This window comes from Microvirga vignae (genome assembly GCF_001017175.1).
Taxonomy (GTDB): Bacteria; Pseudomonadota; Alphaproteobacteria; order Rhizobiales; family Beijerinckiaceae; genus Microvirga; species Microvirga vignae.
The window spans coordinates 16,289-38,351 of the sequence record NZ_LCYG01000004.1; the positions used below are offsets into that span (position 1 = coordinate 16,289).

Consider the following 22,063-nt stretch of genomic DNA (forward strand, 5'->3'; position numbering starts at 1 on the left):
TGAAAATGCATCTCGCGAAGAGAGGCAGCTTGCTGCCCCTCGGCAGACCGCCTATAGCGATGGCTTTAAGATGACAGAAACCCCCCGATCCGTTTTTCCCCACCGGCATCTCCTCGGAATCGAGGGGCTGTCTCCTTTGGATATTCAGGCGCTGCTCGACCTCGCTGATCAGCAGGTCGAGGTGAGCCGCCAGATCGAGAAGCGCAAGACGACCCTCCGGGGACGCACGCAGATCAATCTCTTCTTCGAGCCCTCCACCCGCACACAGTCGTCCTTCGAGATCGCCGGCAAGCGCCTTGGTGCCGATGTGATGAACATGGCGGTGGCGTCCTCGTCGGTGAAAAAGGGCGAGACGCTCATCGACACGGCGGCGACGCTGAACGCCATGCGCCCCGATATCATCGTCGTGCGCCACCACGCTGCGGGCGCGGTCCACCTCCTCGCGCAGAAGGTCGATTGCGCAGTGGTGAACGCGGGTGACGGTGCGCACGAGCATCCGACCCAGGCGCTTCTCGATGCGCTCACCATCCGCCGCAACAAGGGACGGATCGAGGGCCTCACCGTCGCGATCTGCGGTGACATCCTGCATTCGCGGGTGGCCCGCTCCAACATGATCCTGCTTGCCGCCATGGGCGCGCAGGTGCGTCTCGTCGCGCCGACGAATCTCCTGCCGCCGGGCATCGCACGCCTTGGCTTTCCGACTTTCACCGATATGCGCAAAGGTCTGGAGGGGGCGGATATCGTGATGATGTTGCGCCTGCAGCGCGAGCGCATGAACGGCTCCTTCGTGCCCTCCGTGAAGGAGTATTTCCGGTTTTATGGTCTCGATCAGGAAAAGCTCTCTTACGCCAAGCCGGATGCGCTCGTGATGCATCCGGGTCCGATGAACCGCGGCGTGGAGATTTCTTCCGACGTGGCGGATGGGGCGCAATCGCTGATCCGTGAGCAGGTCGAGATGGGCGTGGCCGTCCGCATGGCGGTTCTCGAGGCTCTCGCGAGCCATCTGCCGAACGGGTGAGACGCGCGATGAGCACGAAACCTCTTCTCTTCAAGAACGCACGCCTCGTCGATCCCGATACGGGGCGCGAGGACAAGGGCGGCCTTCTGGTCCGCGACGGCGTGATCCAGGATCTCGGCCCGCAGCTGACGCAGGCCGTCGATGCAGACATCATCGATTGCGGCGGGCAGGTGCTCGCTCCTGGCCTCATCGACATGCGCGCCTTCATCGGCGAGCCCGGCGGGCCCTATCGCGAGACGCTGAAAAGCGCCGGTGAGGCGGCGGCCGCCGGCGGCGTGACGACTGTCGTCTCCATGCCGGATACGAGCCCGGTTCTCGACGATCCGGCGGTCATCGACTTCATCGTGCGCCGGGCACGCGACACCTCCATTGTCAACATCCTTCCCGCTGCCGCTCTCACCAAGGGGCTGAAGGGCGAGGAGATGGCTGAGATCGGGCGGCTGAAGGAGGCTGGCGCGATTGCCTTCACCGATGGCGTGCGCTCCGTCACCAATGCGCAGGTGATGCGCCGTACGCTCACCTATGCCCGCGATTTCGATGCGCTGATCGTCCATCACGTGGAAGACCCTGACCTCGTCGGTCAGGGCGTGATGAATGAAGGTGAGTTCGCCTCGCGCCTCGGGCTTTCCGGCATTCCGCGCGAGGCCGAGACGATCATGCTGGAGCGCGACATGCGCCTCGTGCGTCTGACGGGCGGGCGCTACCACGCTGCCATGATCTCCTGCGCCGATTCGGCGGAGATCGTGCGGAGCGCAAAGGCCAAGGGGCTTCCGGTCACCTGCGGCGTCTCCATCAATCACTTGTCGCTCAACGAGAACGACATCGGCGATTACCGCACATTCCTGAAGCTCTCGCCACCGTTGCGGCACGAGGACGACCGGCAGGCGATGATCGAGGCACTGAATGACGGGACCGTCGACGTGATCGTTTCGGATCACAATCCACAGGATGTGGAGAACAAGCGGCTGCCCTTCGCGGAGGCCGCTGACGGGGCGGTTGGGCTCGAAACGCTGCTCTCGGCAGCTATGCGTCTCGTTCATTCGGACCGCGTTTCACTGCCGAAGCTCCTGCGCGCCCTGTCCATGAAACCCGCGGAAATCCTGGGGTTGCCGGCCGGGCGGCTGAAAATCGGCGCGCCTGCCGACCTGGTTCTGTTCGATCCAGATGCGCCTTACGTGCTCGACAAGCGCCAGCTGAAATCCCTGTCCAAGAACACACCTTTCGATGAAGCCCGTCTGGAAGGACAGGTGACGATCACGATGGTTGCGGGCAGGATCGTGTTCGACCGCCGTTCGATGTGACGAGAAGCGAATGCCTGAAGAAATGAACCTGCTCTATCTGCTCGGAGCCCTGGCCTTCGGCTATCTCCTGGGCTCCATCCCCTTCGGCGTGATCTTCACCCGCATGGCGGGCTTGGGCGACATTCGTAATGTCGGCTCCGGCAATATCGGCGCGACCAACGTTTTGCGCACCGGTCGCAAGGGACTCGCCGCTGCGACCCTTCTGGGCGATGCGCTCAAAGGGACCGCTGCCGTCCTCATCGCGGCCCGCTGGGGCGATCAGTTCGCGATACTCGCCGCACTCGGCGCCTTCCTCGGCCATCTCTTCCCGATCTGGCTCAAGTTCAAGGGCGGCAAAGGTGTTGCCACCTTCATCGGCGTGCTGATCGGCCTGAAGTGGATTGCTGCGCTGATTTTTGCCGCCATTTGGCTCGGCAGCGCCTTCGCCACCCGCTACTCGTCTCTCTCGGCCCTGATCGCCAGCGCCGCGACACCGGTGGTCCTGTGGCTCCTGGGTGAGCCGGAGATGGCTGCCATGGTTGTGATCCTCGTGGCGCTGCTCTGGTGGAAGCACAGTGCCAATATCAGCCGCCTGCTTGCCGGAACCGAAGGCAAGATCGGCCAGAAGGGCTAAGGCAGTGAACCTGACGGACGAGCAGCGTCTCGACTGGCTCCGGCTGATTCGTTCGGAGAATGTGGGACCGCGCACGTTCCGCGCTCTCATCAACCAGTTCGGCGGTGCGTCTGCGGCCCTTGAGGCCTTGCCCGATCTCGCTCGCCGTGGTGGTCGCCTGATGCTCAAGGTCACGAGCCGCGCGGAGGCCGAGAAGGAAATGGCCGCCGCTGCGCGCCTCGGCGTGCGCTTCATCGCCATGGGCGAGCCGGACTACCCGAAGACCCTGCAGGCCATTGACACCGCGCCGCCGCTGATCGCGGTGCGCGGCTCCACGGAGGTGCTGGCACGGCCTGCCATCGCCATGGTCGGCTCCCGCAATGCTTCCGCAGCTGGACTTACCTTCACCGAGCGCCTGTCGCGTCAGCTGGGCGAGGCAGGTTATGTGGTGGTTTCGGGGCTTGCCCGAGGCATCGATACCCGTGCCCACAAGGCCACGCTGGAGACAGGCACAATCGCTGTTCTCGCAGGCGGCCACGACAAGGTCTACCCCTCCGAGAACGAACCCCTGCTGCGCACCATCGTCGAGCAGGGCGGGGCCGTGATCTCCGAAATGCCCATGGGCTGGGAGCCGCGTGGGCGCGATTTTCCGCGCCGCAACCGCATCGTCTCCGGTCTGTCCTATGGTGTCGTTGTCGTGGAGGCTGCGCGCCGCTCCGGCTCGCTGATCACCGCGCGCTTTGCTCTGGAGCAGGGGCGGGAGGTCTTTGCCGTTCCAGGCTCGCCGCTCGATCCTCGGGCCGAGGGTACGAACGATCTCATTCGCGAGGGCGCAACGCTCTGTGCAGGCTTGGAGCATGTGACAAGCGTGCTGGAGCCGCTGATTGCCTCTGGTCCTCGCCTCGACACGGGAGCGGAGGAACCTCAGCACCTGTTAGGCACCGAGGAGCTGTGGGACGAGCTGGACCTGCCGGAGGTTCCCCGAGCGCCCTTGGGCTCTGTTCTGCCGAGTGCAGGCATCGATGACGAGCGGATGGATTCCGCGTCTGGCCTGATTGAGCTTCTTGGGCCATCCCCGATCGCGATAAACGATCTGGTGCGCCAGTCCGGCCTGTCGATCCGCGCCGTGCAGATGACCCTGCTCGAACTTGAGATCGCTGGGCGACTGGAGCGCCACGGTGGTAATGCCGTGTCCTTGATCTCAGGGCGCTGATCAGCGCTTGCGTTGTTTGGCCTGCAGAACGCGCGCCGCCTCGAGACGGGCCATATCGAGAAGGTAGGCCAAGAGATCGAGCCTCGTCTGCCGGGCGAGATAGGACAGCTCCGCCGTAAACTCAGCGATATATTGCGCTGCCTCGGTCGCGCTCATGCCTTTTTTGTCCGAGTTGGAAGCCTGATCGGCAACCTCCTGGTCGTTGGGCGATAGAGCGGAGAGCACGCGGCGCGGGGCTTTGGACATGAAGATGAAGCTGTGTCTCTGTTTCAATAGAGACTAATTAGCAGTGCAACCAAAAATAAAACAAGAGCAGATTGGCTAACCTTAGGTTGTAAATTCCCGCAAGACCATCAACCCAAAAGGGTGATCAGGAGTGGCATGGAGCCCAGAGCGAGCAGCGTCTGGAGGGTGAGAATCTCGGCCATGAGAGACGCATTGCCGCCCATCTGGCGCGCCAGCACGTAAGCCGCAGCGGCCGAGGGGACGGAGGACGCAATGATCGTGACGATCAGGTCGTCGCCGCTCACGCCCGCAAAGCTCGCAAAGAGCATGGCCATGACGGGCATCAGGAAGAGCTTGAGCCCGGCCGTCAGCACATGAGGCAATCCGGGCCTGGCGAGGCGGCGGATATCGAGGCCCGCTCCTACGATCAGGAGACCTGCTGCAAGGGCGGCGCGCCCCATGAGCTCGATATAGGCGGAGATCGGCTTAGGAAGAGGCGGAACGATCAGGTTGAGCACCAGACCAATGGCACAGGACCAGATGAAGGGATTGGTCCCGAAGGAACGCAGGATTTCCTTCGGGCTCTGCCGCGGCCTGCCTGCAAAGCGGATGAATACGTAGAAGGCGAGCAGGTTCAGAAGCGGCACCATGGCTGCAATGGCCACTGCGATCAGGGCGATGCCGCGCTGCCCGAAGAGGCTTCCCGCCACGGCAAGGGCAACGAAAGTGTTCCAGCGCGTCGCTCCTTGAAAGATCGAGGTGAAGCTCGGGCCGTCGATCCCGGCATAGCGCACAAGCAGGGGCCTGAGCGCCAGCATGAGACCTGCCATGAGCAGGATGGATCCGACGAGCGCACCTCCGACGCCGAGAACCGGCACGGATGCGAGATCCGCGCGGGCGAGTGTGTCGATGATCAATGCCGGAAAGAAGAGCACGTAAGTCGCTCGCTCAAGTCCGGTCCATTGCTGCTCGCTCACGAAGTTCGTGGTGCGACACAGCCAACCGGTCGCGATGATCAAGAAGGTCGGGATAAGGCTGGCGAAGACGGCGGACATGCGAGGTGCGCTTGATGGGCCGGCTTCAAACCCGGCAAAAGGAAGGGTACAAGCCGCTTAAGGCTTCTCGCCAAGGTCGACAAGCGCCGGATATGCTCGCATGGACATGGAGCGCTCACGCTCCACTTAATCTTTCCCGTCCTGCCCGAGGCCCCATGATCCAAGTGACGAACAGCATCGCGCTCGATGAAACGGAGCTTCAGGAGAGCTTCATTCGCGCCTCGGGGCCTGGCGGACAAAATGTCAACAAGGTGGAGTCCGCCGTTCAGCTGCGCTTCGACGTGCGCAACTCGCCGTCTCTGCCGGAGGATGTGAAGGCGCGGCTGGAGCGGATTGCAGGCAAGCGGCTGACGAACGAGGGCGTGCTCATCATCACGGCGCAACGCTTCCGCACGCAGGAGCGCAATCGCGAGGATGCAGTGACCCGGCTCATCGAGCTGATCCGTCAGGCCACCGAGCGTCCGAAGCCCCGTAGGCCGACGCGCCCGACGCTCGCCTCGAAGAAGCGCAGGCTGGAGGCGAAGGGCCGGCGCTCGGAGATCAAGAAGGGACGCAGCGCGAAGCCCGGCTTCGACTAAGATCGGATTCTGCCCTCAGCCCTGCAGGACGATGCCGCGAAAACCAAGCAGGTCGGCAAAGATCGCAAGAATGACGCCTGAGCCGACGAGGATCAGGCCCGTCATGAAGATCCAGATGGAACGATTGTAGCGCTTGAGCTGCAAAGAGGAGACCAGCAGCAGATCCGCCAGGGACTTGATCTGCAGGGCCAGCCCTAATGTGATCAGGATGACGGAAACGAGGTCCGAGGGGGTCCATTCTCCAGGCAGTGCGGACCAGCGGCTGAAAAAGCCCAACGAGAAGCCGACAACGACACCAATGGCGGTAATCGAGCCGTTCCGGAACGTGGCTTCGATGAGCTCCCGCTCATCCGCCTTCGAGACTTCTAACGGGTCACTGGCCATGCCTAAGCCTGCCTCTCGCCAGAGACAGCACTCTGACGCTGGATTAAGGCATAGTTTGTGTGAGGCTCGTGAACTCTTTTGGGCGGCCCCTAAGCCTCAGGCGGGTAGGTGTGTTCGCCGCCACGGAAGTCCGAAATCGTATAGCAGCCGCCTCGCTCACTGACTGTGTCAGGAGCGATGACTGCTTTGCCATAGCCTCCCGGAATGTCGAGCACATAGGTCGGCTGGCAAAGCCCCGAGATGCGTCCCCGCAGACCCGCTACGAGCGTGCGACCTTCCTCAAGAGACACGCGGAAATGGCTCGTTCCGGGGGCGAGGTCCGGGTGGTGCAGGTAATAGGGTTTGATGCGCGTTTCGACCAAGGCGCGCATGAGGGCGGCCAGCGTCTCCGGATCATCGTTGATGCCCTTCAGCAGCACCGATTGGCCAAGCATCACGATCCCTGAATCCACAAGCCGCGCGCATGCTTTACGCGCCACAGGAGTCAGCTCGCGCGGATGGTTGGCGTGGAGGGCCACGTAAGTGGTCTTGCCGCTCGCCTTCAGAGCGGCGATCAGCGACCCGTCGATCCGCTCCGGCTCCACCACGGGAACGCGCGTATGGAAGCGGACGATCTTCACGTGATCGATGACGGCAAGGCGCTGCATCAGCTCGGAGAGGCGGCGGGGAGAGAGCACCAACGGATCGCCTCCGGTGAGGATCACCTCCCAGATCTCCGAATGCTCGGCGATATAGGCAAAGGCCCTGTCGAGGGCATCAGGTGTGAGCGTGCCGAGGCCCTGGGGTCCCACCATCTCGCGGCGGAAACAGAAGCGGCAATAGACCGGGCAGACATGCACGGCCTTCAGCAGCACCCGGTCGGGATAGCGATGCACGATACCCTCGACCGGCGAATGCGCCAGATCGCCGATAGGGTCCTCGCGTTCCTGGGGCGTGGTCGCCAATTCGGCCGTTTGGGGCACGAATTGCAGAGCAATCGGATCGCTGGGATCGGCCTTGTCGATGAGATCAGCCATAGCGGGGCTGATCGCGATGGCATAGCGCCCGGCGACGCGCTCGATTCCAGCCAAGCCCTCAGGGGCGATCAGCCCGTTGTCGACGAGCTCCCTCGGGGTACGAAGCGTGCTCAATGGCCTGTCTCCGGCACGGGAGCCCAGATCACCTGATCGATGCGCGATGCCCCTGTGGCGAGCATGACGAGGCGGTCGAAGCCCAACGCAATGCCGCTGGCCTCGGGCATGCGCGCGAGCGCTGCCAGAAAATCCTCGTCCAGGGGATAGCTTTCTCCATAAACACGCATCTTTTCCGCCATTTCCGCCCCGAACCGGCGGCGTTGTTCCTGAGCGTCGGTCAACTCGCCGAAGGCGTTCGCCAGCTCCACGCCGCAGGCATAGAGCTCGAACCGCTCGGCCACTCGCGGATCGCGGGCCGTTGGCCGGGCGAGCGCTGCCTCGGCCACCGGGTATTCGTCGAGGATCGTGGCACGCCCGAGGCCGAGACGCGGCTCGACCCGTTCCACGATGACGCGGCTGAATAGGTCGGACCAGGTGTCGTCCTCAGCCACCCGCATGCCGGCTTGGCGAAGGCTCTCGGCCAGATGATCCCGGTCCGTTTCGCCGCTCCGGTCGATGGCGGCGAGAAGATCAATGCCTGCGAAGCGCTGAAAGGCCTCCGCCACGCTCAGGCGCTCCGGCTCCTGGAAGGGATCGGTCTGCCGGTCGCGATAGGTGAGGGTCTTCGTACCTGCCGTCTCGGCGGCAAGCGCCAGCAGAGCGGCGCAGTCCTTCATCAGGGTCTCGTAGCTTTCCCCAACCCGGTACCATTCGAGCATCGTGAATTCCGGGTGGTGCAGGGGGCCGCGCTCCCTGTTGCGGTAGACGTGGGCAAAGCAGGCAATCCGGGTTTCGCCCGCGGCCAAGAGCTTCTTGCAGGCGAATTCCGGGGAGGTGTGAAGGTAAAGCGGAGTCCGCGTCCCGCCGAGACCAATCGCCTCGGTGGTAAAGGCGTGCAGGTGCGCCTCGTTGCCGGGGGAAGTCTGGAGCGTGGCGGTATCCACCTCCACGAAGTCATGTCCCGCGAAGAAGCTCCGGAAAGCCGCTTGGATCCGGTTGCGGCCTAGCAGAAAAGGCCGCCGGTCGGCATGGACATGCGGCGTCCACCAGGGCGAGGGGGCGGGCATGGTGTTTTCCATTCCAAAAGCTTCCTGACAGGTGAGACTGGCGATTTGCGCCAAGATAGGCTAGTTGCGGCAGCGAAACCGAATTTCGGCGTCGCCGGGGCTGGGCTGCCTGGCCCTCGCGACGCGTCCTATCTGTCACAAGGAACGCTTCCCGTGAAGGTCATCGCCTCTACGCTCCGCAAAGGCAATGTCGTCGACATCGACGGCAAGCTCTATGTCGTGCTCACAGCCCAGAATATCCACCCCGGCAAGGGCACACCGGTCACCCAGCTCGACATGCGCCGCATCTCGGACGGCGTGAAGGTCTCCGAGCGCTACCGCACGACCGAGCAGGTCGAGCGCGCCTTCGTGGAAGACCGCGAGCACACCTTCCTCTACGAGGATGGCGAGGGCTTCCACTTCATGAACCCCGAGACCTACGAGCAGGTCGCGGTTCCGGAAGACATCATCGGTGACCAGAAGGCCTACCTGCAGGAAGGCATGGCCGTGATGCTCTCGACCCACAACGGCGTTCCGATCGCCATCGAGCTGCCTGCCCGCGTCACCCTGGAGATCACCGAGACCGAGCCGGTGGTGAAGGGCCAGACGGCCTCCTCCTCCTACAAGCCCGCCATGCTCTCCAATGGAGTGCGCACCTTGGTGCCCCCGCACATCACGGCCGGCACGCGCGTCGTGATCATGACTGAGGACGGCTCTTACGTGGAGCGCGCGAAGGACTAAGGTCCTCTGAATAGTACGCACCAGCCCTCATCCTGAGGAGGCCTTCAGGCCGTCTTGGAGGATGAGGGGATCTCCAGCGCTCTCTGGACCCGCCTTCGAGACGCAGCCGCCGGCTGCTCCTCAGGATAGGTCGAGTCTCTCAAGTGCCGCAGGGATGCGAACACCCCTTGATGGGCAGGGAATTTCGGTGGAGGCTCACCGCATTCCCTGCCTTTTCCTTATCCGGAGCAGAATCGTCTCATGAGCAGCGGCCCCGTCAACCCCATCAATCCCCTCGTCGCTGATGTCGGCAGCCCTCCGATCCCGGAGGCGCAGAGCTGGACCAAGCGCTATGACGGAGCTTATGGGCCGCTGATCAATCTCTCCCAGGCCGTTCCGGGCAATGCTCCGCATGCGAGTTTCCTGGAGCGTCTCGCTTCCGTGGCGGGTGAGGCCACGACCTCCCAGTACGGTCCCATCAGCGGCGATGCCACTTTGCGGCAGTCCTATGCGGAGGAGATGTCGCGCCTCTACGAAGGCCGGATCGAGGCCGCCGACACGGCGATCACCGCCGGATGCAACATGGCCTTCTTCGCCGCCATGATGTTGCTCGCCCATCGCGGCGAGGCGGTGCTGCTGTCGACCCCCTGGTATTTCAATCACCAGATGACCCTCGACATGCTGGGCATCGAGCCGCGCCCGCTGCCGTGCCGGTCGGAGAATGGATTCGTGCCGCGCATCGAGGATGCGGCGACGCTGATCGACGAGAAGGTGCGCGCCATCGTTCTCGTGACGCCGAACAACCCGACCGGCGCGGTCTATCCGGCTCATGTCATCGAAGGTTTTGCGGATCTGTGCCGTAAACGCGGCATTTACCTCGTGATCGACGAGACTTACCGGGACTTCCTGCCGCAGGGCATGAACCGCGCGCACGGACTTTTTACGGGCGAAGAGTGGCGCAAGAACGTGATTCAGCTCTACTCCTTCTCGAAATCCTATGCGATTCCGGGGCATCGCATGGGAGCCATCACGGCGGATGCGGGTCTCATCGAGCAGATCGCGAAGATTCTCGACTGTATTCAGATCTGTGCGCCACGCACCGCTCAAGCTGTTCTACCCTGGGCCATCGAGGCCCTCCGCGACTGGCGGGAGGAGAACCGCGCCGAGATCAACCGGCGTGCACAGGTTTTTCAAGCGGCGCTGGCGCCGCTCCCTGAGTGGCGTATCGAGTCGATCGGCGCCTATTTCGCCTATCTGCGACATCCTTTCGCGGGGGCAAAGGCACAGGCTGTCGCCGAGAAATTGGCGACTGGGCGTGGTGTTTTGTGCTTGCCCGGCAGCTATTTCGGCCCTGGTCAGGAAGGGCATCTGCGCGTGGCTGTCGCCAATGTGGGCGCCGATGTTCTGGCGATGCTCACAGAGAGGCTGAAGGGCGTGACGCTCTAATGCTTCTGTAGGGCTATCCTCATAATCTGCGCTGCAACCCTTGGCAGAAGCAGGGAGCGGTTGTTACTCTAAACGTAACACCGGCATTCTGCGAGAATGCCCAAGGATTTAAGTTTTGACCGTGAAAGCCGATGCGACGACCGAAGTGAGAGATCGACGCGCGGACCCATCCCCTGGGGCCGGGGGCGGCTCGTCTTGGCTTTCCGGAAATACCGATACATTGCCGCGAAAGGACGTGAAGCGCCGCGCAACGCGGAGCTACGCGGCGCTCGATCTCGGCACCAACAATTGCCGGCTTCTGATCGCGGAGCCTGCGCATCACGGCTTTCGCGTCACCGATGCGTTCTCGCGGATCGTTCGCCTCGGTGAAGGTCTCGGTCTCGGCAATTCCCTGAGCGACGATGCCATCGAACGCACAATCGATGCGCTTCGCGTATGCCGCGACAAGATGATCGCCAAGGATGTGATCCGCGCACGGCTCGTCGCAACCGAAGCCTGTCGGCTGGCCAAGAACGGACCCTCCTTCATCGAGCGTGTGCGCAGCGATCTCGACCTCGACCTTGAAATCGTCGACCGCAAGACGGAAGCCTATCTGGCGGTGACAGGCTGCGCGGCGCTCGCGGACCCTAAAGCCCAATCCGTGATCGTGTTCGATATCGGCGGCGGCTCCACGGAGATCGCCTGGCTCGACGGCCAGGCTCCGCACGCCTTCGCCGATCCCTGCAAGCGCATCCGCGCCTGGGATTCACTGCCCGTGGGCGTCGTGACCCTGGCCGAGCGCCATGGCGGCGTGAATGTGACGCCCGAGAGCTTCCAGGGCATGGTCGAAGAAGTGTCCGAACTCCTCATGGATTTCGCCCTTATGGCGGCTGAGGCTGGCAGAGCGAACCATTTCCATCTGCTCGGCACCTCGGGAACCGTGACCACGGTCGGCGGCATTCACTTGGGTCTGGCCCGCTACGACCGCCGCAGGGTCGATGGGATGTGGATGCGCAACGGTGAGATCTCGACAGTGATGCATCGCCTGCTGCATTCCAATTTTCAGCAGCGGGCGGAAAATCCGTGCATCGGCAAGGAACGGGCCGATCTGGTCCTGGCCGGCTGCGCCATTCTCGAAGCGATCCGCCGGGCTTTCCCCTCGGATCGCCTGCGTATCGCGGACCGGGGTCTGCGCGAAGGAATTCTGATGAACATGATGAGAGAGGACAGCGTGTGGCGGGAGGGAAGCCAACGGTGAGCACCAAGTCCGGCTCGGGCGTCCGCAACCTCAAGCAGCGCGTGAAAACGGCCAACAAGCGGTCCCTCTCTTCACAGAAATGGCTTGAGCGCCAGCTCAACGATCCTTACGTGGCCCGGGCCAAGCGCGAAGGCTATCGCTCCCGCGCGGCCTTCAAACTGCTCGAGATCGACGAGAAATACCACATCCTCAAGCCCGGCCAGCGTATCGTGGACCTGGGCGCCGCCCCTGGCGGCTGGTCTCAGATCGCGGCCAAGAAGGTGGGGCCGAAAGGCAAGGTCGTCGGCATCGATCTTCTCCCCATCGATCCCATGGCGGGCGTGGAGTTCATCCAGCTCGACTTCTTGGACGAGAGCGCCCCAGGCAAGCTCATCGAGATGCTCGGCGGGCCCGCAGATGTGGTGATGTCCGACATGGCGGCCAACACGACCGGCCACAAGAAGACCGACCACTTACGCATCATCGGCCTCGCGGAAGCGGCGATCTACTTCGCCCGCGAGATCTTGGCCCCGGGCGGCGTTTTCGTCGCCAAGGTGTTCCAGGGCGGCACGGAGAACCAGCTTCTCAACGATCTCAAGCGCGACTTCGCCGTGGTGCGCCATGTGAAGCCTGCGGCAAGCCGGGCCGACTCAGCGGAACTCTATGTGCTGGCGACCGGTTTTCGGGGTGCGACAGACCGGACATCTTAAGTGCCACGCGCGCGGCGTGGCCTTTGCACCATTGAAAGACCACGCCCATGACCCCGCACAAGATCGGTATTATCGGCCTCGGCAAGATAGCGCAGGATCAGCACCTGCCGGTGATCCGGGCCAATTCCAATTTCGAGCTTCTGGCGGTCTCGAGCCAGCGTGGCATCGCACCAGAAGACGCAAGATACAGCTTCCAGGATTACCGCGATCTCCTGGGGCTCAAGGATGTCGAAGCGGTGGCGATCTGCACGCCGCCGCAGGTGCGCCATCATATTGCTCGCGAGGCGCTGCTGGCCGGAAAGAGCGTGCTTCTGGAAAAGCCACCTGCAGCCACGTTGAGCGAGTTGGAGGACCTGCGCCAGCTTGCGCACAAAGTGGGCAAAACGCTCTTCACTACTTGGCATTCGCAATACAACAAGGCCGTCGAGGAGGCGAAGAAGGCGCTCGCCGGCTGGTCGATCAAGCGCCTTCAGGTGACCTGGAAGGAAGACGTGCGCCATTGGCATCCAGGCCAGCAGTGGATCTGGGCGGCTGGCGGCTTCGGAGTGTTCGATCCAGGCATCAATGCGCTCTCCATCGTCACGCGCATCATGCCGGAGCCTGTCTTCATCAAGGCGGCCAATCTGGAGTTCCCCGCGAATAGGGATGCGCCGATTGCAGCCACCCTGCAGTTCCAAACCGGTCACACGGACGGCAACCTCCAGGCCGTCTTCGACTGGCGTCAGACGGGTCCGCAGAGCTGGGACATCGAGGTGGAGACCGAGGCAGGCTTTGCCCTCAAGCTCGCGCACGGCGGCTCTTGCCTCGAAATCGACGGACGCCTCGTGGTGAAGGAGGAGCCCGCCGAGTACCAAGGCATCTACCGCCGGTTCGACGCGCTCCTCACCATCGGCCGCTCCGAGGTCGACGACGCCCCGTTCCGCCTTGTGGCGGATGCCTTCATGGTCGGCAAGCGTGTGCAGGTGGAGGCGTTCGAGGAGTAATCCCAGCGTCATCCCGGACGAGGCGCAGCGAAGATCCGGGATCGTTCTGCTTTCTCGCTCCGCCCGTCATCACCGGCCTTGTGCCGGTGATCCACGCCTTTGTGGCTCGACGGTTGCAAAGACGTGGATGGCCAGGTCAGATCCCCGGATCACGTCCGGGGACGGCCATGACGTAGAGAATGGTCATTAGGCCAAGTGCTTCTTCAAAAAGCCCACCGTTCGGCTCCAGGCGAGATCAGCGGCCTCCTTGTCATAGCGAGCGGCGTTCGTATCGTTGTTGAAAGCGTGGTTGGCGCCCTCGTAGACATGAATCTCGTATGTCTTGCCTGCCTGCTTCAGGGCCGCCTCATAGGCCGGAATGCCGGCGTTGATGCGCTCATCGAGCCCGCCGTAATGCAGCATGAGCGCGGCCTGGATCTTGGGCGCATCCTCAGCCTTCGGCTGGCCGCCGTAATAGGCGACGCCCGCGTTGAGGTTGGGTTCGTTGACCGCGAGGTTGTTCACCGCGCCGCCACCCCAGCAGAAGCCCACCGCGCCGACCTTGCCGTTGCTGTCGGGGCGGCCCTTCAGATAAGCCACGGCCGCCTTGCCGTAGGAGATCACATCGGGCTGCTTCAGCTGGCCGATCATCTCGCGGCCCTTGTCCTCGTCGGTGGGCGTGCCGCCCATGGGCGAGAGATAGTCGAGGCCGAGCGCCAGGAAGCCTTCCGTGGCCATGCGGCGTGTGACATCCTTGATGTGCGGGTTGAGACCCCGGTTCTCGTGAATGACGATCACCGTCGGCAGCTTGCCGGACGTATCCTTCGGCTTCACGAGATAGCCCTTGAGACCCTGCGCGCCGGGAATGTCGACGGTTTCCGCCGTGATCCGCGGGTCGCTCTCCTGCACCGTCTGCGCCATGGCGTAGTTGTTCTGCAGGATCGGCAGAAGGGCGCTTGCGGCGGCCGTGCTTCCGGCAAGCGCGGCGAGCTTGTCGAGGAAGGAGCGGCGGCTCATGCCTCCATGAGTAAAGTCGTCGTAGAGGTCGATGATGCGTTGATCCATGGTGGCCTCCTGGTCCGAAGCCTAGAATGGTAACGCAGTCCTATCGGCGTTCTACCTCTTCACCGAGATTTGTAGTCCCGTCGCCCAAGCCTGTGGAGGGAGGTTTCTTTTCTACCGCCTGATGCCCTGACATTTCAGCGCCTGCACTCGGCTCGAGTCTCGCGAAGATAAAACCCGAGAGGGCGGAGACGATGGCCACGGCCCAGAAGGCAGGGCCGAAATCCCCGGCATCGACGGCGGTTCGGCCGTTCCAATGGGCTGCCGCTTCCACCACGTAGGCGCCGAAGGCCACGCCCATGCTGAGTGCCACCTGCTGGGCTGCGCTCGACAGGCTCGTCGCATGGCTCATGTCACGCTTTGAGACCTCCGCATAGGCGATGGCGGCGAGGCTCGTGAACTGGAGAGAGCGGAAGCAGCCGCCGATCAGCAGAATGAGCATGATCAGCCAATGAGGCGTCGAGGGCGTGAAGAACCCGTTGAAGCCCACGAAGGCCGCTCCGATGAAGGCATTGACCACGAGCACCCTTCGGAAACCGAACCGCTCCAGGATACGCTTGGCCATGGTCTTCATGAACAGCGCGCCGACAGCCGCGATGAAGGTGAGAGACCCTGATGCGACGGGACTGAGACCAAAGCCGATCTGGAGCATCAGCGGCAGGAGGAAGGGGATCGCGCCGATGCCGATCCGGAAGAGAGAACCGCCGAGAACGCTGATGCGGAAGGTCGGCGCTTTGAGGAGATTGAGCTGCAGTACCGGATGGGGCGTCCGCCGCGCATGCCAGACATAAGCCGCCACGCAGAGGGTGCCGATGACGACGCAGCCGAGGGAGACCTCTTCCGGGATGAGATGGCGCCCGCCTGAGGCTAGGCCAAGCATGAGGAGGGCGAGCCCGATGCCCGACAACAGGAAACCGGCGATGTCGAGGGGCGGGGTGTCTTCTTCCCGAATGTTCGGGATGAAGATCGTGGCAAGCACGATGCCGAGAATGCCGAACGGGATGTTGATGAAGAAGATCCAGCGCCAGTGAAAATAGGTGGTGATGAAGCCGCCGAGCGGCGGGCCGACCACCGGACCGATGAGGGCCGGGATGGTCAGGGTCGCAAGCGCCTGGACCACTTCGTTACGGGGCACGCTGCGCAAGAGCACGAGACGCCCGACCGGCACCATCATGGCCCCGCCCATGCCCTGCACGAAGCGGGCGATCACGAAGCCTTCGAGCGAGTTCGCCCCGGCGCAGGCCAGAGAGCCTCCCATGAACACGCCGATGGCGGCGGTGAAGATGGTGCGCGAGCCGTATTTGTCCGCCACCCAGCCGGAGATCGGGATGAAGATGGCAAGGCTCACCAGATAGGAGGTCAGGGCAAGCTTCAGCGCGATGGGGTCGGTCCTCAAGTCCTGCGCGATCATCGGAAGCGAGGTCGAAATAACCGTCGAATCCATGTTCTCCATGAAAAGAGCGGTGGCGATGATGAGGGGGAGAAGGCGGACCTGGCGCATGACCGGTGGGACTTAGCGCCGTCCCTTGCCATTAGCAAAATATTTTGCCCTCACAAGCAGGAGAGGGGCTAAGCCCTGCCTTTCCAATTGCACCACCGATTTTTCCTCCCCTATGGGGAGGAGGGTGTGCGTCGGCGCTCATTGCACGGCACATCTTCTGTGAATGCGCCTCTCGCCCCTTTGCGAAAGCGAAAGCCCGTGCTACGGACCCGTGCCAACTCGACAAAGCGTTATCGCTTCATCCGCCGCGCACACCTGAAGGAGTTGGCCATGGCCTCAATCGTTACGGATCGAATCATCGAAGGACTGACCTTCGACGACGTGTTGCTGCGGCCCGGACGTTCCGAGGTTCTGCCCGGCGATGTGGATGTCGCCACCCGGCTGACCCGCACCATCCATCTGAACATGCCGATCATCGCTTCCGCCATGGACACGGTAACGGAAGCACGCATGGCCATCGCCATGGCCCAGAACGGCGGCCTCGGCGTGATTCACCGCAATCTCGAGCCCGAGGCCCAGGCCGAGCAGGTGCGGCTCGTGAAGCGCTATGAATCGGGCATGGTGATGAACCCCATCACCATCTATCCGGACGAGACGCTGGCCGATGCGCTGGCCATGATGAAGCATCATGGCATCTCCGGCATTCCGGTGGTCGAGCGCGGACCCAACAACACCAAGGGCAAGCTCGTCGGCATCCTGACCAATCGTGACGTGCGCTTTGCCAATAATCCAAACCAGCTCGTCTCCGAGCTGATGACGAAGGACCGGCTCATCACCGTCCGCGAGGGTGTGAGCCAGGACGAGGCTCGGCGCCTGCTCCATCAATTCCGCATCGAGAAGCTCCTGGTCGTCGATGACCACTTCCGCTGCATCGGCCTCATCACCGTGAAGGACATCGAGAAGCAGGTGGCCTATCCGAATGCGGCCAAGGACGCTCAGGGCCGTCTTCTCGCCGCCGCCGCCACCACGACCGGCGAGAGTGGCTTCGAGCGCGCTGAACGCCTCATCGATGCCGGCTGCGACGTGGTCGTGGTCGATACCGCTCACGGCCATTCCGTGAAGGTTCTGGAGAGCGTTACCCGCGTGAAGAAGCTCTCGAATGCCGTCCAGGTCGTCGCCGGTAACGTGGCAACCCGTGAAGGCGCCCAGGCGCTCATCGATGCCGGCGCGGATGCAGTGAAGGTCGGTATCGGCCCAGGTTCCATCTGCACCACCCGCATCGTTGCGGGCGTCGGCGTGCCCCAGCTCACGGCCATCATGGAGGCGGTCGAGGCGGCGCATGCGGCGGACATTCCGGTGATCGCCGACGGCGGCATCAAGTTCTCGGGCGATCTCGCCAAGGCGCTGGCCGCCGGCGCTTCCTGCGCCATGGTGGGCTCGCTGCTCGCGGGCACCGACGAGACCCCCGGCGAGGTGTTCCTCTACCAGGGTCGTTCCTACAAGGCCTATCGCGGCATGGGCTCGGTGGGTGCCATGGCCCGCGGCTCGGCGGACCGCTACTTCCAGGCGGAAGTGCGCGATACCCTCAAACTCGTGCCGGAGGGCGTCGAGGGCCAAGTGGCCTATAAGGGCTCGGTCTCGGGCGTGCTCCACCAGCTCACCGGTGGCCTTCGTGCCTCCATGGGCTATGTGGGTGGGGCGAATCTGCAGGAGTTCCGCGAGAAGGCCCAGTTCATCCGCATCTCCAGCGCAGGTCTTCGCGAGAGCCACGTCCATGACGTGGCGATCACCCGCGAGAGCCCTAACTACCCGACACGTAGTTAAGGTTCGCACGAGTTCTCGCCCATGAGTATCGCTGCCGTTCTCGTGCCCGTCTTCGTGCAAGTCGGGGTCACCTTCGTTCTGCTTCTTATGATGGGGCGCTCGCGGATCGCGAGCCTTCGTTCAGGCGAGGTGAGAATGGGCGATATCGCTCTGGGCGAGCGCAACTGGCCCAAGCGCACTCTGCAGTTCCAGAACGCGTTTCACAACCAGTCCGAAGTGCCGGTGTTGTTCTATGTGCTGGTGGTTCTGGCGCTCATCACCCGCAAGGCCGATATGCTCTTCGTCGTGATGTCCTGGATGTTCGTGACGAGCCGCTTGGTTCACGCGGCCATCCACACGACATCCAATAAGGTGATCTGGCGCTTTCAGGCGTTCGCCGTCGGCGTGCTGATCCTCGCCGTCATGTGGATCATCTTCGGTATTCGCGTCTTCTCTTCGGAAGTGGGTATCTAAAGGCGGGAGGGGCGCACTCGCCCATTCCGCTCTTTTCGATTAGTACTTCTTGCCGCTTTCGAGCTGGGTCTTGGCGTCAGTCATCTTGCGCGGGGGCGGGGCCGGGTCGGCAGCCGGGGCCGTGGCGCAAGCGGCAATGGCGAGGGTGAGGCTGAGGGCCACGAGGCGAGGGAGAATCGACATTGTTCTGGAAGCTCCAAGGGAAGAATCGTGCGGAACTGCACGCGCTTCTCGAATCCACTTCCGAACGAGTCGGAAAATAGGAAAAAATGCGCCGTTTCTGCGGCCAAGCTTAAGTGTGCTTTTTCGATGACACCTGCAGCCCGCATCTCCGCCGCCATCGAGGTCCTCGGTGACATCGAAGCCCGCCGTCGCCCGGCTGCGGACGCCCTCAAGGATTGGGGGCTCTCGCACCGCTTTGCCGGCTCGAAGGACCGGGCTGCCATCGCGAGCCTCGTCTATGATGCCCTGCGCCGCAAAGCCTCCGCCACCTGGATCATGGGAGAGGTAACGCCCCGCGCCACGGTGCTTGGTATGCTGCGGCTCCAGCGCGGCATGACGCCTGATGCCATCGCGGCTCTCTGCTCGGGCGAGCGCTTTGCACCTGAGCCTCTGTCGGATACCGAGCGTCAGAGGCTGGAAGCTGCCAGTCTCGATGGGGCTCCCGCCCATGTGGACGGTGATTTTCCGGAATGGATCGAGCCTTCGCTTCAGCGGGTCTTCGGCGATGATCTGACGCCTGAGATGCAGGCACTCACGACCCGCGCGCCGCTGGATCTGCGGGTGAACACCCTGAAGGTGTCCTCTCGCGAGGAGGCGCACGATGCTCTGCCGCATCTCGGCGCTGTCGAGACGCCTCTCTCGCCCTTAGGCCTTCGCATCGCGCCTAGCGAGGACGGGCGCGGGCCTGCCGTTCAGTCCGAGCCCGAGTTTATCAAGGGCTGGATCGAGATCCAGGACGAGGGCTCGCAGCTGGCTGCACTTCTCTCGGCCGTAAAGCCCGGTGAGCAGGTGCTCGATCTCTGCGCAGGCGGCGGCGGCAAGACTCTGGCATTGGCTGCCATGATGGAGAACCACGGGCAAATCTATGCCACCGATGGCGATGCGCGGCGGCTTGCTCCCATCCATGATCGCCTGGCCCGTGCGGGCGTGCGCAATGTTCAGGTTCGCACCCCGCGCGGTGGGGCCGACGCGGTATCCGATCTCAAAGGGCGGATCGACTGCGTGCTGGTGGACGCGCCCTGCACCGGTGTTGGCACCTGGCGACGGAATCCTGATGCGAAATGGCGCCTGCGCCCTGGCAGCGTGGAGGTGCGCCGCAAGGAGCAGGCAACCGTTCTCGACCGTGCCGCAGCCTTGGTGAGGCCCGGCGGGCGCATCGTCTACATCACCTGTTCGATCCTGCCGGAGGAGAACGACGAGGCTATCGACGGCCTTCTCCAGCGCGATTCCGGCTTCGAGGTCGTGAAGGCGAATGAGCTGCTGGCCGCAGCGGGGCTGCCGAACTTGCGACCCTTCGTGCGCGTCACGAAGAACGGGCTTCAGCTGACACCGAAGACAACAGGCACGGACGGCTTCTTCGTCTCCTGCCTGAAGCGCCGTTAAATGCAAACCGTAGTTTGGGAGTAAAACCTAAAACCCGGCGTCCGCTGGCGCCGGCTGATGGGTCGGCTTACTGACGGCAGAAACAGGTGGAGCTGTCGTGTTCGAGACAGAAACCCGCATTCCGCCCGCCGTATCGAGGGCATTGATGGAGGCCGTGTGCCCTGAGTAAGCCTTGCGCAGGAAGGCCTCGTCCTCTTCAAGCGCGCCGCATCTTAAATGTTTGACTGCTCGCTTTACTTCTGCGGTTTTTAGCCTCTCCCGATTAACCCTGCTTTCCCAATGGGAACATCCGAGCTTTCGGGTGATGAATTCGCGGATCTCGGGGAGAGCGCCTTGGCTGAGCGCCTCAATCTTTTGCAAAGACAGTCCCTCAGAGATGCCCCCGCCTGGAAACAAGAGCCCAAGAATCGAGAAAAGAGCTATAAACGCATAACGCCCCATGGCAGCCCCATGAAAAGGCATGACACTTCGGCAGGGATGAGGGTAAAGCACCAGATACGATCCCGCACCGAGACATGCCCTCCTACTTGTAGTGATATAAAATGGCCCAGACGCACGACAAGATTCTGATCATCGATTTTGGTTCTCAAGTAACACAGCTGATAGCCCGTCGGGTTCGTGAGGACGGCGTCTATTCAGAGGTAGTTCCGTTTCAGAAGGCGGCTGAGGCCATCCGGACCATGAAGCCGAAGGGTGTGATCCTCTCCGGCGGCCCGGAATCGGTGACGACCGATACATCGCCTCGTGCTCCCAAAGAGCTGTTCGAGACAGACCTTCCGATCTTCGGCATCTGTTACGGCCAGCAGACCATGGCGGCACAGCTGGGCGGTGAGGTCGAGGGCGGGCATCATTCCGAGTTCGGTCGCGCGGAAATCGAGGTTTTCACCGAGAGCCCGCTCTTCCAGGGCGTGTGGCAGGTCGGCAAGAAATATCCCGTCTGGATGAGCCATGGCGATCGGGTCACCAGGCTCCCTGAAGGCTTCCAGGTGCTGGCGGCATCAGAGAATGCGCCCTTCGCCGTTGTCGCTGACGAGGAGCACAAGTTCTATGGCGTCCAGTTCCACCCGGAGGTGGTGCACACGCCTCAAGGCGCTCAGCTCATCCGCAATTTCGTTCGCGACATCGCGGGCTGCAAGGGCGACTGGACCATGAAGGCCTTCCGTGAAGAGGCCATCGAGCGCATCCGCGCCCAGGTGGGCACGGGCCGCGTGATCTGCGGCCTCTCCGGCGGCGTCGACTCCGCCGTCGCAGCGGTGCTCATCCACGAGGCCATCGGCGACCAGCTTACCTGCGTCTTCGTCGATCACGGCCTGCTGCGCGCCTCAGAGGCCGAGCAGGTGGTGACACTCTTCCGCGACCACTACAACATCCCGCTCGTTCATGTGCAGGCGCAGGATCTCTTCATCGGCGCGCTGGAAGGCGTGTCTGACCCGGAGGTGAAGCGCAAGACCATCGGCAAGCTCTTCATCGACGTGTTCGACGAGGAAGCGAAAAAAATCGGTGGCGCCGACTTCCTCGCTCAAGGCACGCTGTATCCCGACGTCATCGAGAGCGTGTCCTTCACCGGCGGACCTTCGGTCACCATCAAGAGCCATCACAACGTAGGCGGTCTGCCCGAGCGCATGAAGATGAAGCTCGTGGAACCCTTACGCGAGCTGTTCAAGGACGAGGTGCGCGTGCTCGGGCGCGAGCTTGGCCTGCCGGACGCTTTCGTCGGCCGCCATCCGTTCCCTGGTCCCGGCCTTGCGATCCGCGTGCCGGGCGAGATCACCCGTGAGAAGCTCGATATCCTGCGCAAGGCTGATGCGATCTATCTCGAAGAGATCCGCAACGCCGGTCTCTACGACGAGATCTGGCAGGCTTTCGCTGTGCTGCTCCCGGTCAAGACGGTCGGCGTCATGGGTGATGCTCGTACCTACGATCATGTCTGTGCGCTTCGCGCCGTCACCTCGATCGACGGCATGACGGCTGATTTCTATCCCTTCGATATGAAGTTCCTCGGCCGCGTTGCCACCCGCATCATCAATGAGGTGAAGGGCATCAACCGCGTGACCTACGACATCACGTCGAAGCCGCCGGGCACCATCGAGTGGGAGTGAG

Annotated in this window: 23 protein-coding genes; 14 read left to right on the forward strand and 9 right to left on the reverse strand. The window is 62.9% G+C overall.

All coding sequences use genetic code 11. The features are described 5' to 3' along the window. Nucleotides 1-70 precede the first annotated feature (70 nt). From AA309_RS00900 to dprA, 4 genes are read left to right on the forward strand one after another with little or no spacing between them, the layout of a single operon-like run. On the forward strand, nt 71-1,018 hold the full coding sequence (locus AA309_RS00900; protein WP_047187104.1) for an aspartate carbamoyltransferase catalytic subunit: 948 nt from the start codon (nt 71-73) through the stop codon (nt 1,016-1,018). A gap of 8 nt (nt 1,019-1,026) precedes the next feature. Beyond that, nucleotides 1,027-2,319, forward strand: coding sequence for a dihydroorotase (locus AA309_RS00905; RefSeq protein WP_047187105.1), 1,293 nt, complete (start codon nt 1,027-1,029; stop codon nt 2,317-2,319). 10 nt (nt 2,320-2,329) lie between these two features. After that, nucleotides 2,330-2,932: a glycerol-3-phosphate 1-O-acyltransferase PlsY gene (gene plsY / locus AA309_RS00910; RefSeq protein ID WP_047187106.1), complete on the forward strand. Its 603-nt coding sequence runs from the start codon at nt 2,330-2,332 to the stop codon at nt 2,930-2,932. A 4-nt stretch (nt 2,933-2,936) separates the two neighbouring features. Then, nucleotides 2,937-4,124 (forward strand): DNA-processing protein DprA, encoded by a 1,188-nt coding sequence (gene dprA / locus AA309_RS00915; protein WP_047187107.1) that lies wholly within the window; start codon nt 2,937-2,939, stop codon nt 4,122-4,124. On the opposite strand, the gene AA309_RS00920 is transcribed toward dprA, so the two are convergent. Together AA309_RS00920 and AA309_RS00925 are read right to left on the reverse strand one after the other, a co-directional pair. After that, a complete protein-coding gene (locus AA309_RS00920; RefSeq protein WP_047187108.1) occupies nt 4,125-4,370 on the reverse strand; it encodes a hypothetical protein in 246 nt (81 codons plus the stop codon). It lies immediately after the preceding gene. 107 nt (nt 4,371-4,477) lie between these two features. Next, nucleotides 4,478-5,404 (reverse strand): AEC family transporter, encoded by a 927-nt coding sequence (locus tag AA309_RS00925; RefSeq protein ID WP_047187109.1) that lies wholly within the window; start codon nt 5,402-5,404, stop codon nt 4,478-4,480. 155 nt (nt 5,405-5,559) lie between these two features. Between AA309_RS00925 and arfB the strand changes: the two genes are divergently transcribed. After that, nucleotides 5,560-5,982 (forward strand): alternative ribosome rescue aminoacyl-tRNA hydrolase ArfB, encoded by a 423-nt coding sequence (gene arfB, locus AA309_RS00930; RefSeq protein ID WP_047187110.1) that lies wholly within the window; start codon nt 5,560-5,562, stop codon nt 5,980-5,982. A gap of 15 nt (nt 5,983-5,997) precedes the next feature. Here the strand turns inward: arfB and AA309_RS00935 are convergent, their stop codons facing one another. From AA309_RS00935 to epmA, 3 genes are all read right to left on the reverse strand, one after another. Next, complete coding sequence (locus tag AA309_RS00935; RefSeq protein ID WP_047187111.1) at nt 5,998-6,366, reverse strand: hypothetical protein; 369 nt, start codon at nt 6,364-6,366, stop codon at nt 5,998-6,000. Between the two features lie 89 nt (nt 6,367-6,455). Beyond that, nucleotides 6,456-7,496 (reverse strand): lysine-2,3-aminomutase-like protein, encoded by a 1,041-nt coding sequence (locus AA309_RS00940; protein ID WP_047187112.1) that lies wholly within the window; start codon nt 7,494-7,496, stop codon nt 6,456-6,458. Then, a complete protein-coding gene (epmA, locus tag AA309_RS00945; protein ID WP_047187233.1) occupies nt 7,493-8,545 on the reverse strand; it encodes an EF-P lysine aminoacylase EpmA in 1,053 nt (350 codons plus the stop codon). The genes AA309_RS00940 and epmA overlap by 4 nt, the downstream gene beginning before the upstream one ends. A 153-nt stretch (nt 8,546-8,698) precedes the next feature. On the opposite strand from epmA, the gene efp reads away from it, so the two are divergent. From efp to AA309_RS00970, 5 genes are all read left to right on the forward strand, one after another. Continuing rightward, nucleotides 8,699-9,265, forward strand: coding sequence for an elongation factor P (gene efp, locus AA309_RS00950; protein ID WP_047187113.1), 567 nt, complete (start codon nt 8,699-8,701; stop codon nt 9,263-9,265). 240 nt (nt 9,266-9,505) lie between these two features. After that, nucleotides 9,506-10,690 (forward strand): aminotransferase, encoded by a 1,185-nt coding sequence (locus AA309_RS00955; RefSeq protein WP_047187114.1) that lies wholly within the window; start codon nt 9,506-9,508, stop codon nt 10,688-10,690. 121 nt (nt 10,691-10,811) lie between these two features. After that, the gene (locus AA309_RS00960) at nt 10,812-11,927 is read left to right on the forward strand and encodes a Ppx/GppA phosphatase family protein (RefSeq protein ID WP_425286842.1); all 1,116 of its coding nucleotides are present in this window, start codon (nt 10,812-10,814) and stop codon (nt 11,925-11,927) included. Next, nucleotides 11,924-12,616 (forward strand): RlmE family RNA methyltransferase, encoded by a 693-nt coding sequence (locus tag AA309_RS00965; RefSeq protein WP_047187115.1) that lies wholly within the window; start codon nt 11,924-11,926, stop codon nt 12,614-12,616. Before AA309_RS00960 ends, AA309_RS00965 begins: the two co-directional genes overlap by 4 nt. A gap of 47 nt (nt 12,617-12,663) precedes the next feature. Then, entirely contained in the window at nt 12,664-13,599 is a 936-nt protein-coding gene (locus tag AA309_RS00970) for a Gfo/Idh/MocA family protein (protein WP_047187116.1), read from the forward strand. A gap of 186 nt (nt 13,600-13,785) precedes the next feature. Here the strand turns inward: AA309_RS00970 and AA309_RS00975 are convergent, their stop codons facing one another. Next, nucleotides 13,786-14,643: a dienelactone hydrolase family protein gene (locus tag AA309_RS00975; protein WP_047187117.1), complete on the reverse strand. Its 858-nt coding sequence runs from the start codon at nt 14,641-14,643 to the stop codon at nt 13,786-13,788. A 40-nt stretch (nt 14,644-14,683) separates the two neighbouring features. Continuing rightward, nucleotides 14,684-16,141 (reverse strand): DHA2 family efflux MFS transporter permease subunit, encoded by a 1,458-nt coding sequence (locus tag AA309_RS00980; protein ID WP_047187118.1) that lies wholly within the window; start codon nt 16,139-16,141, stop codon nt 14,684-14,686. A gap of 270 nt (nt 16,142-16,411) precedes the next feature. Here AA309_RS00980 and guaB point away from each other — a divergent pair, with 270 nt between their 5' ends. Continuing rightward, nucleotides 16,412-17,905: an IMP dehydrogenase gene (gene guaB, locus AA309_RS00985; RefSeq protein ID WP_047187119.1), complete on the forward strand. Its 1,494-nt coding sequence runs from the start codon at nt 16,412-16,414 to the stop codon at nt 17,903-17,905. A 21-nt stretch (nt 17,906-17,926) separates the two neighbouring features. Further along, complete coding sequence (locus AA309_RS00990) at nt 17,927-18,358, forward strand: MAPEG family protein (RefSeq protein ID WP_047187120.1); 432 nt, start codon at nt 17,927-17,929, stop codon at nt 18,356-18,358. 39 nt (nt 18,359-18,397) lie between these two features. Here AA309_RS00990 and AA309_RS35705 read toward each other — a convergent pair whose 3' ends face one another. Further along, nucleotides 18,398-18,541, reverse strand: a complete 144-nt coding sequence (locus tag AA309_RS35705; RefSeq protein WP_200901916.1) for a hypothetical protein — start codon at nt 18,539-18,541, stop codon at nt 18,398-18,400. A 126-nt stretch (nt 18,542-18,667) separates the two neighbouring features. Between AA309_RS35705 and AA309_RS00995 the strand changes: the two genes are divergently transcribed. Then, entirely contained in the window at nt 18,668-19,963 is a 1,296-nt protein-coding gene (locus AA309_RS00995; RefSeq protein ID WP_047187121.1) for an RsmB/NOP family class I SAM-dependent RNA methyltransferase, read from the forward strand. Between the two features lie 27 nt (nt 19,964-19,990). On the opposite strand, the gene AA309_RS01000 is transcribed toward AA309_RS00995, so the two are convergent. Next, nucleotides 19,991-20,404: a hypothetical protein gene (locus tag AA309_RS01000; protein ID WP_150117347.1), complete on the reverse strand. Its 414-nt coding sequence runs from the start codon at nt 20,402-20,404 to the stop codon at nt 19,991-19,993. 101 nt (nt 20,405-20,505) lie between these two features. On the opposite strand from AA309_RS01000, the gene guaA reads away from it, so the two are divergent. Continuing rightward, nucleotides 20,506-22,062, forward strand: a complete 1,557-nt coding sequence (gene guaA / locus AA309_RS01005; protein ID WP_047187123.1) for a glutamine-hydrolyzing GMP synthase — start codon at nt 20,506-20,508, stop codon at nt 22,060-22,062. Nucleotide 22,063 lies beyond the last annotated feature (1 nt).

Excerpts from the sequence above, each read along its gene's own strand:
- AA309_RS00900 (WP_047187104.1), top strand. The coding sequence starts at position 71 with ATGACAGAAACCCCCCGATCCGTTTTTCCCCACCGGCATCTCCTCGGA.
- AA309_RS00905 (WP_047187105.1), top strand. The coding sequence starts at position 1,027 with ATGAGCACGAAACCTCTTCTCTTCAAGAACGCACGCCTCGTCGATCCC.
- plsY (WP_047187106.1), top strand. The coding sequence starts at position 2,330 with ATGCCTGAAGAAATGAACCTGCTCTATCTGCTCGGAGCCCTGGCCTTC.
- AA309_RS00920 (WP_047187108.1), bottom strand. The coding sequence starts at position 4,370 with ATGTCCAAAGCCCCGCGCCGCGTGCTCTCCGCTCTATCGCCCAACGAC.
- AA309_RS00925 (WP_047187109.1), bottom strand. The coding sequence starts at position 5,404 with ATGTCCGCCGTCTTCGCCAGCCTTATCCCGACCTTCTTGATCATCGCG.
- arfB (WP_047187110.1), top strand. The coding sequence starts at position 5,560 with ATGATCCAAGTGACGAACAGCATCGCGCTCGATGAAACGGAGCTTCAG.
- AA309_RS00935 (WP_047187111.1), bottom strand. The coding sequence starts at position 6,366 with ATGGCCAGTGACCCGTTAGAAGTCTCGAAGGCGGATGAGCGGGAGCTC.
- epmA (WP_047187233.1), bottom strand. The coding sequence starts at position 8,545 with ATGCCCGCCCCCTCGCCCTGGTGGACGCCGCATGTCCATGCCGACCGG.
- AA309_RS00955 (WP_047187114.1), top strand. The coding sequence starts at position 9,506 with ATGAGCAGCGGCCCCGTCAACCCCATCAATCCCCTCGTCGCTGATGTC.
- AA309_RS00970 (WP_047187116.1), top strand. The coding sequence starts at position 12,664 with ATGACCCCGCACAAGATCGGTATTATCGGCCTCGGCAAGATAGCGCAG.
- AA309_RS00975 (WP_047187117.1), bottom strand. The coding sequence starts at position 14,643 with ATGGATCAACGCATCATCGACCTCTACGACGACTTTACTCATGGAGGC.
- AA309_RS00980 (WP_047187118.1), bottom strand. The coding sequence starts at position 16,141 with ATGCGCCAGGTCCGCCTTCTCCCCCTCATCATCGCCACCGCTCTTTTC.
- guaB (WP_047187119.1), top strand. The coding sequence starts at position 16,412 with ATGGCCTCAATCGTTACGGATCGAATCATCGAAGGACTGACCTTCGAC.
- AA309_RS00990 (WP_047187120.1), top strand. The coding sequence starts at position 17,927 with ATGAGTATCGCTGCCGTTCTCGTGCCCGTCTTCGTGCAAGTCGGGGTC.
- AA309_RS35705 (WP_200901916.1), bottom strand. The coding sequence starts at position 18,541 with ATGTCGATTCTCCCTCGCCTCGTGGCCCTCAGCCTCACCCTCGCCATT.
- AA309_RS00995 (WP_047187121.1), top strand. The coding sequence starts at position 18,668 with ATGACACCTGCAGCCCGCATCTCCGCCGCCATCGAGGTCCTCGGTGAC.
- AA309_RS01000 (WP_150117347.1), bottom strand. The coding sequence starts at position 20,404 with ATGGGGCGTTATGCGTTTATAGCTCTTTTCTCGATTCTTGGGCTCTTG.
- guaA (WP_047187123.1), top strand. The coding sequence starts at position 20,506 with ATGGCCCAGACGCACGACAAGATTCTGATCATCGATTTTGGTTCTCAA.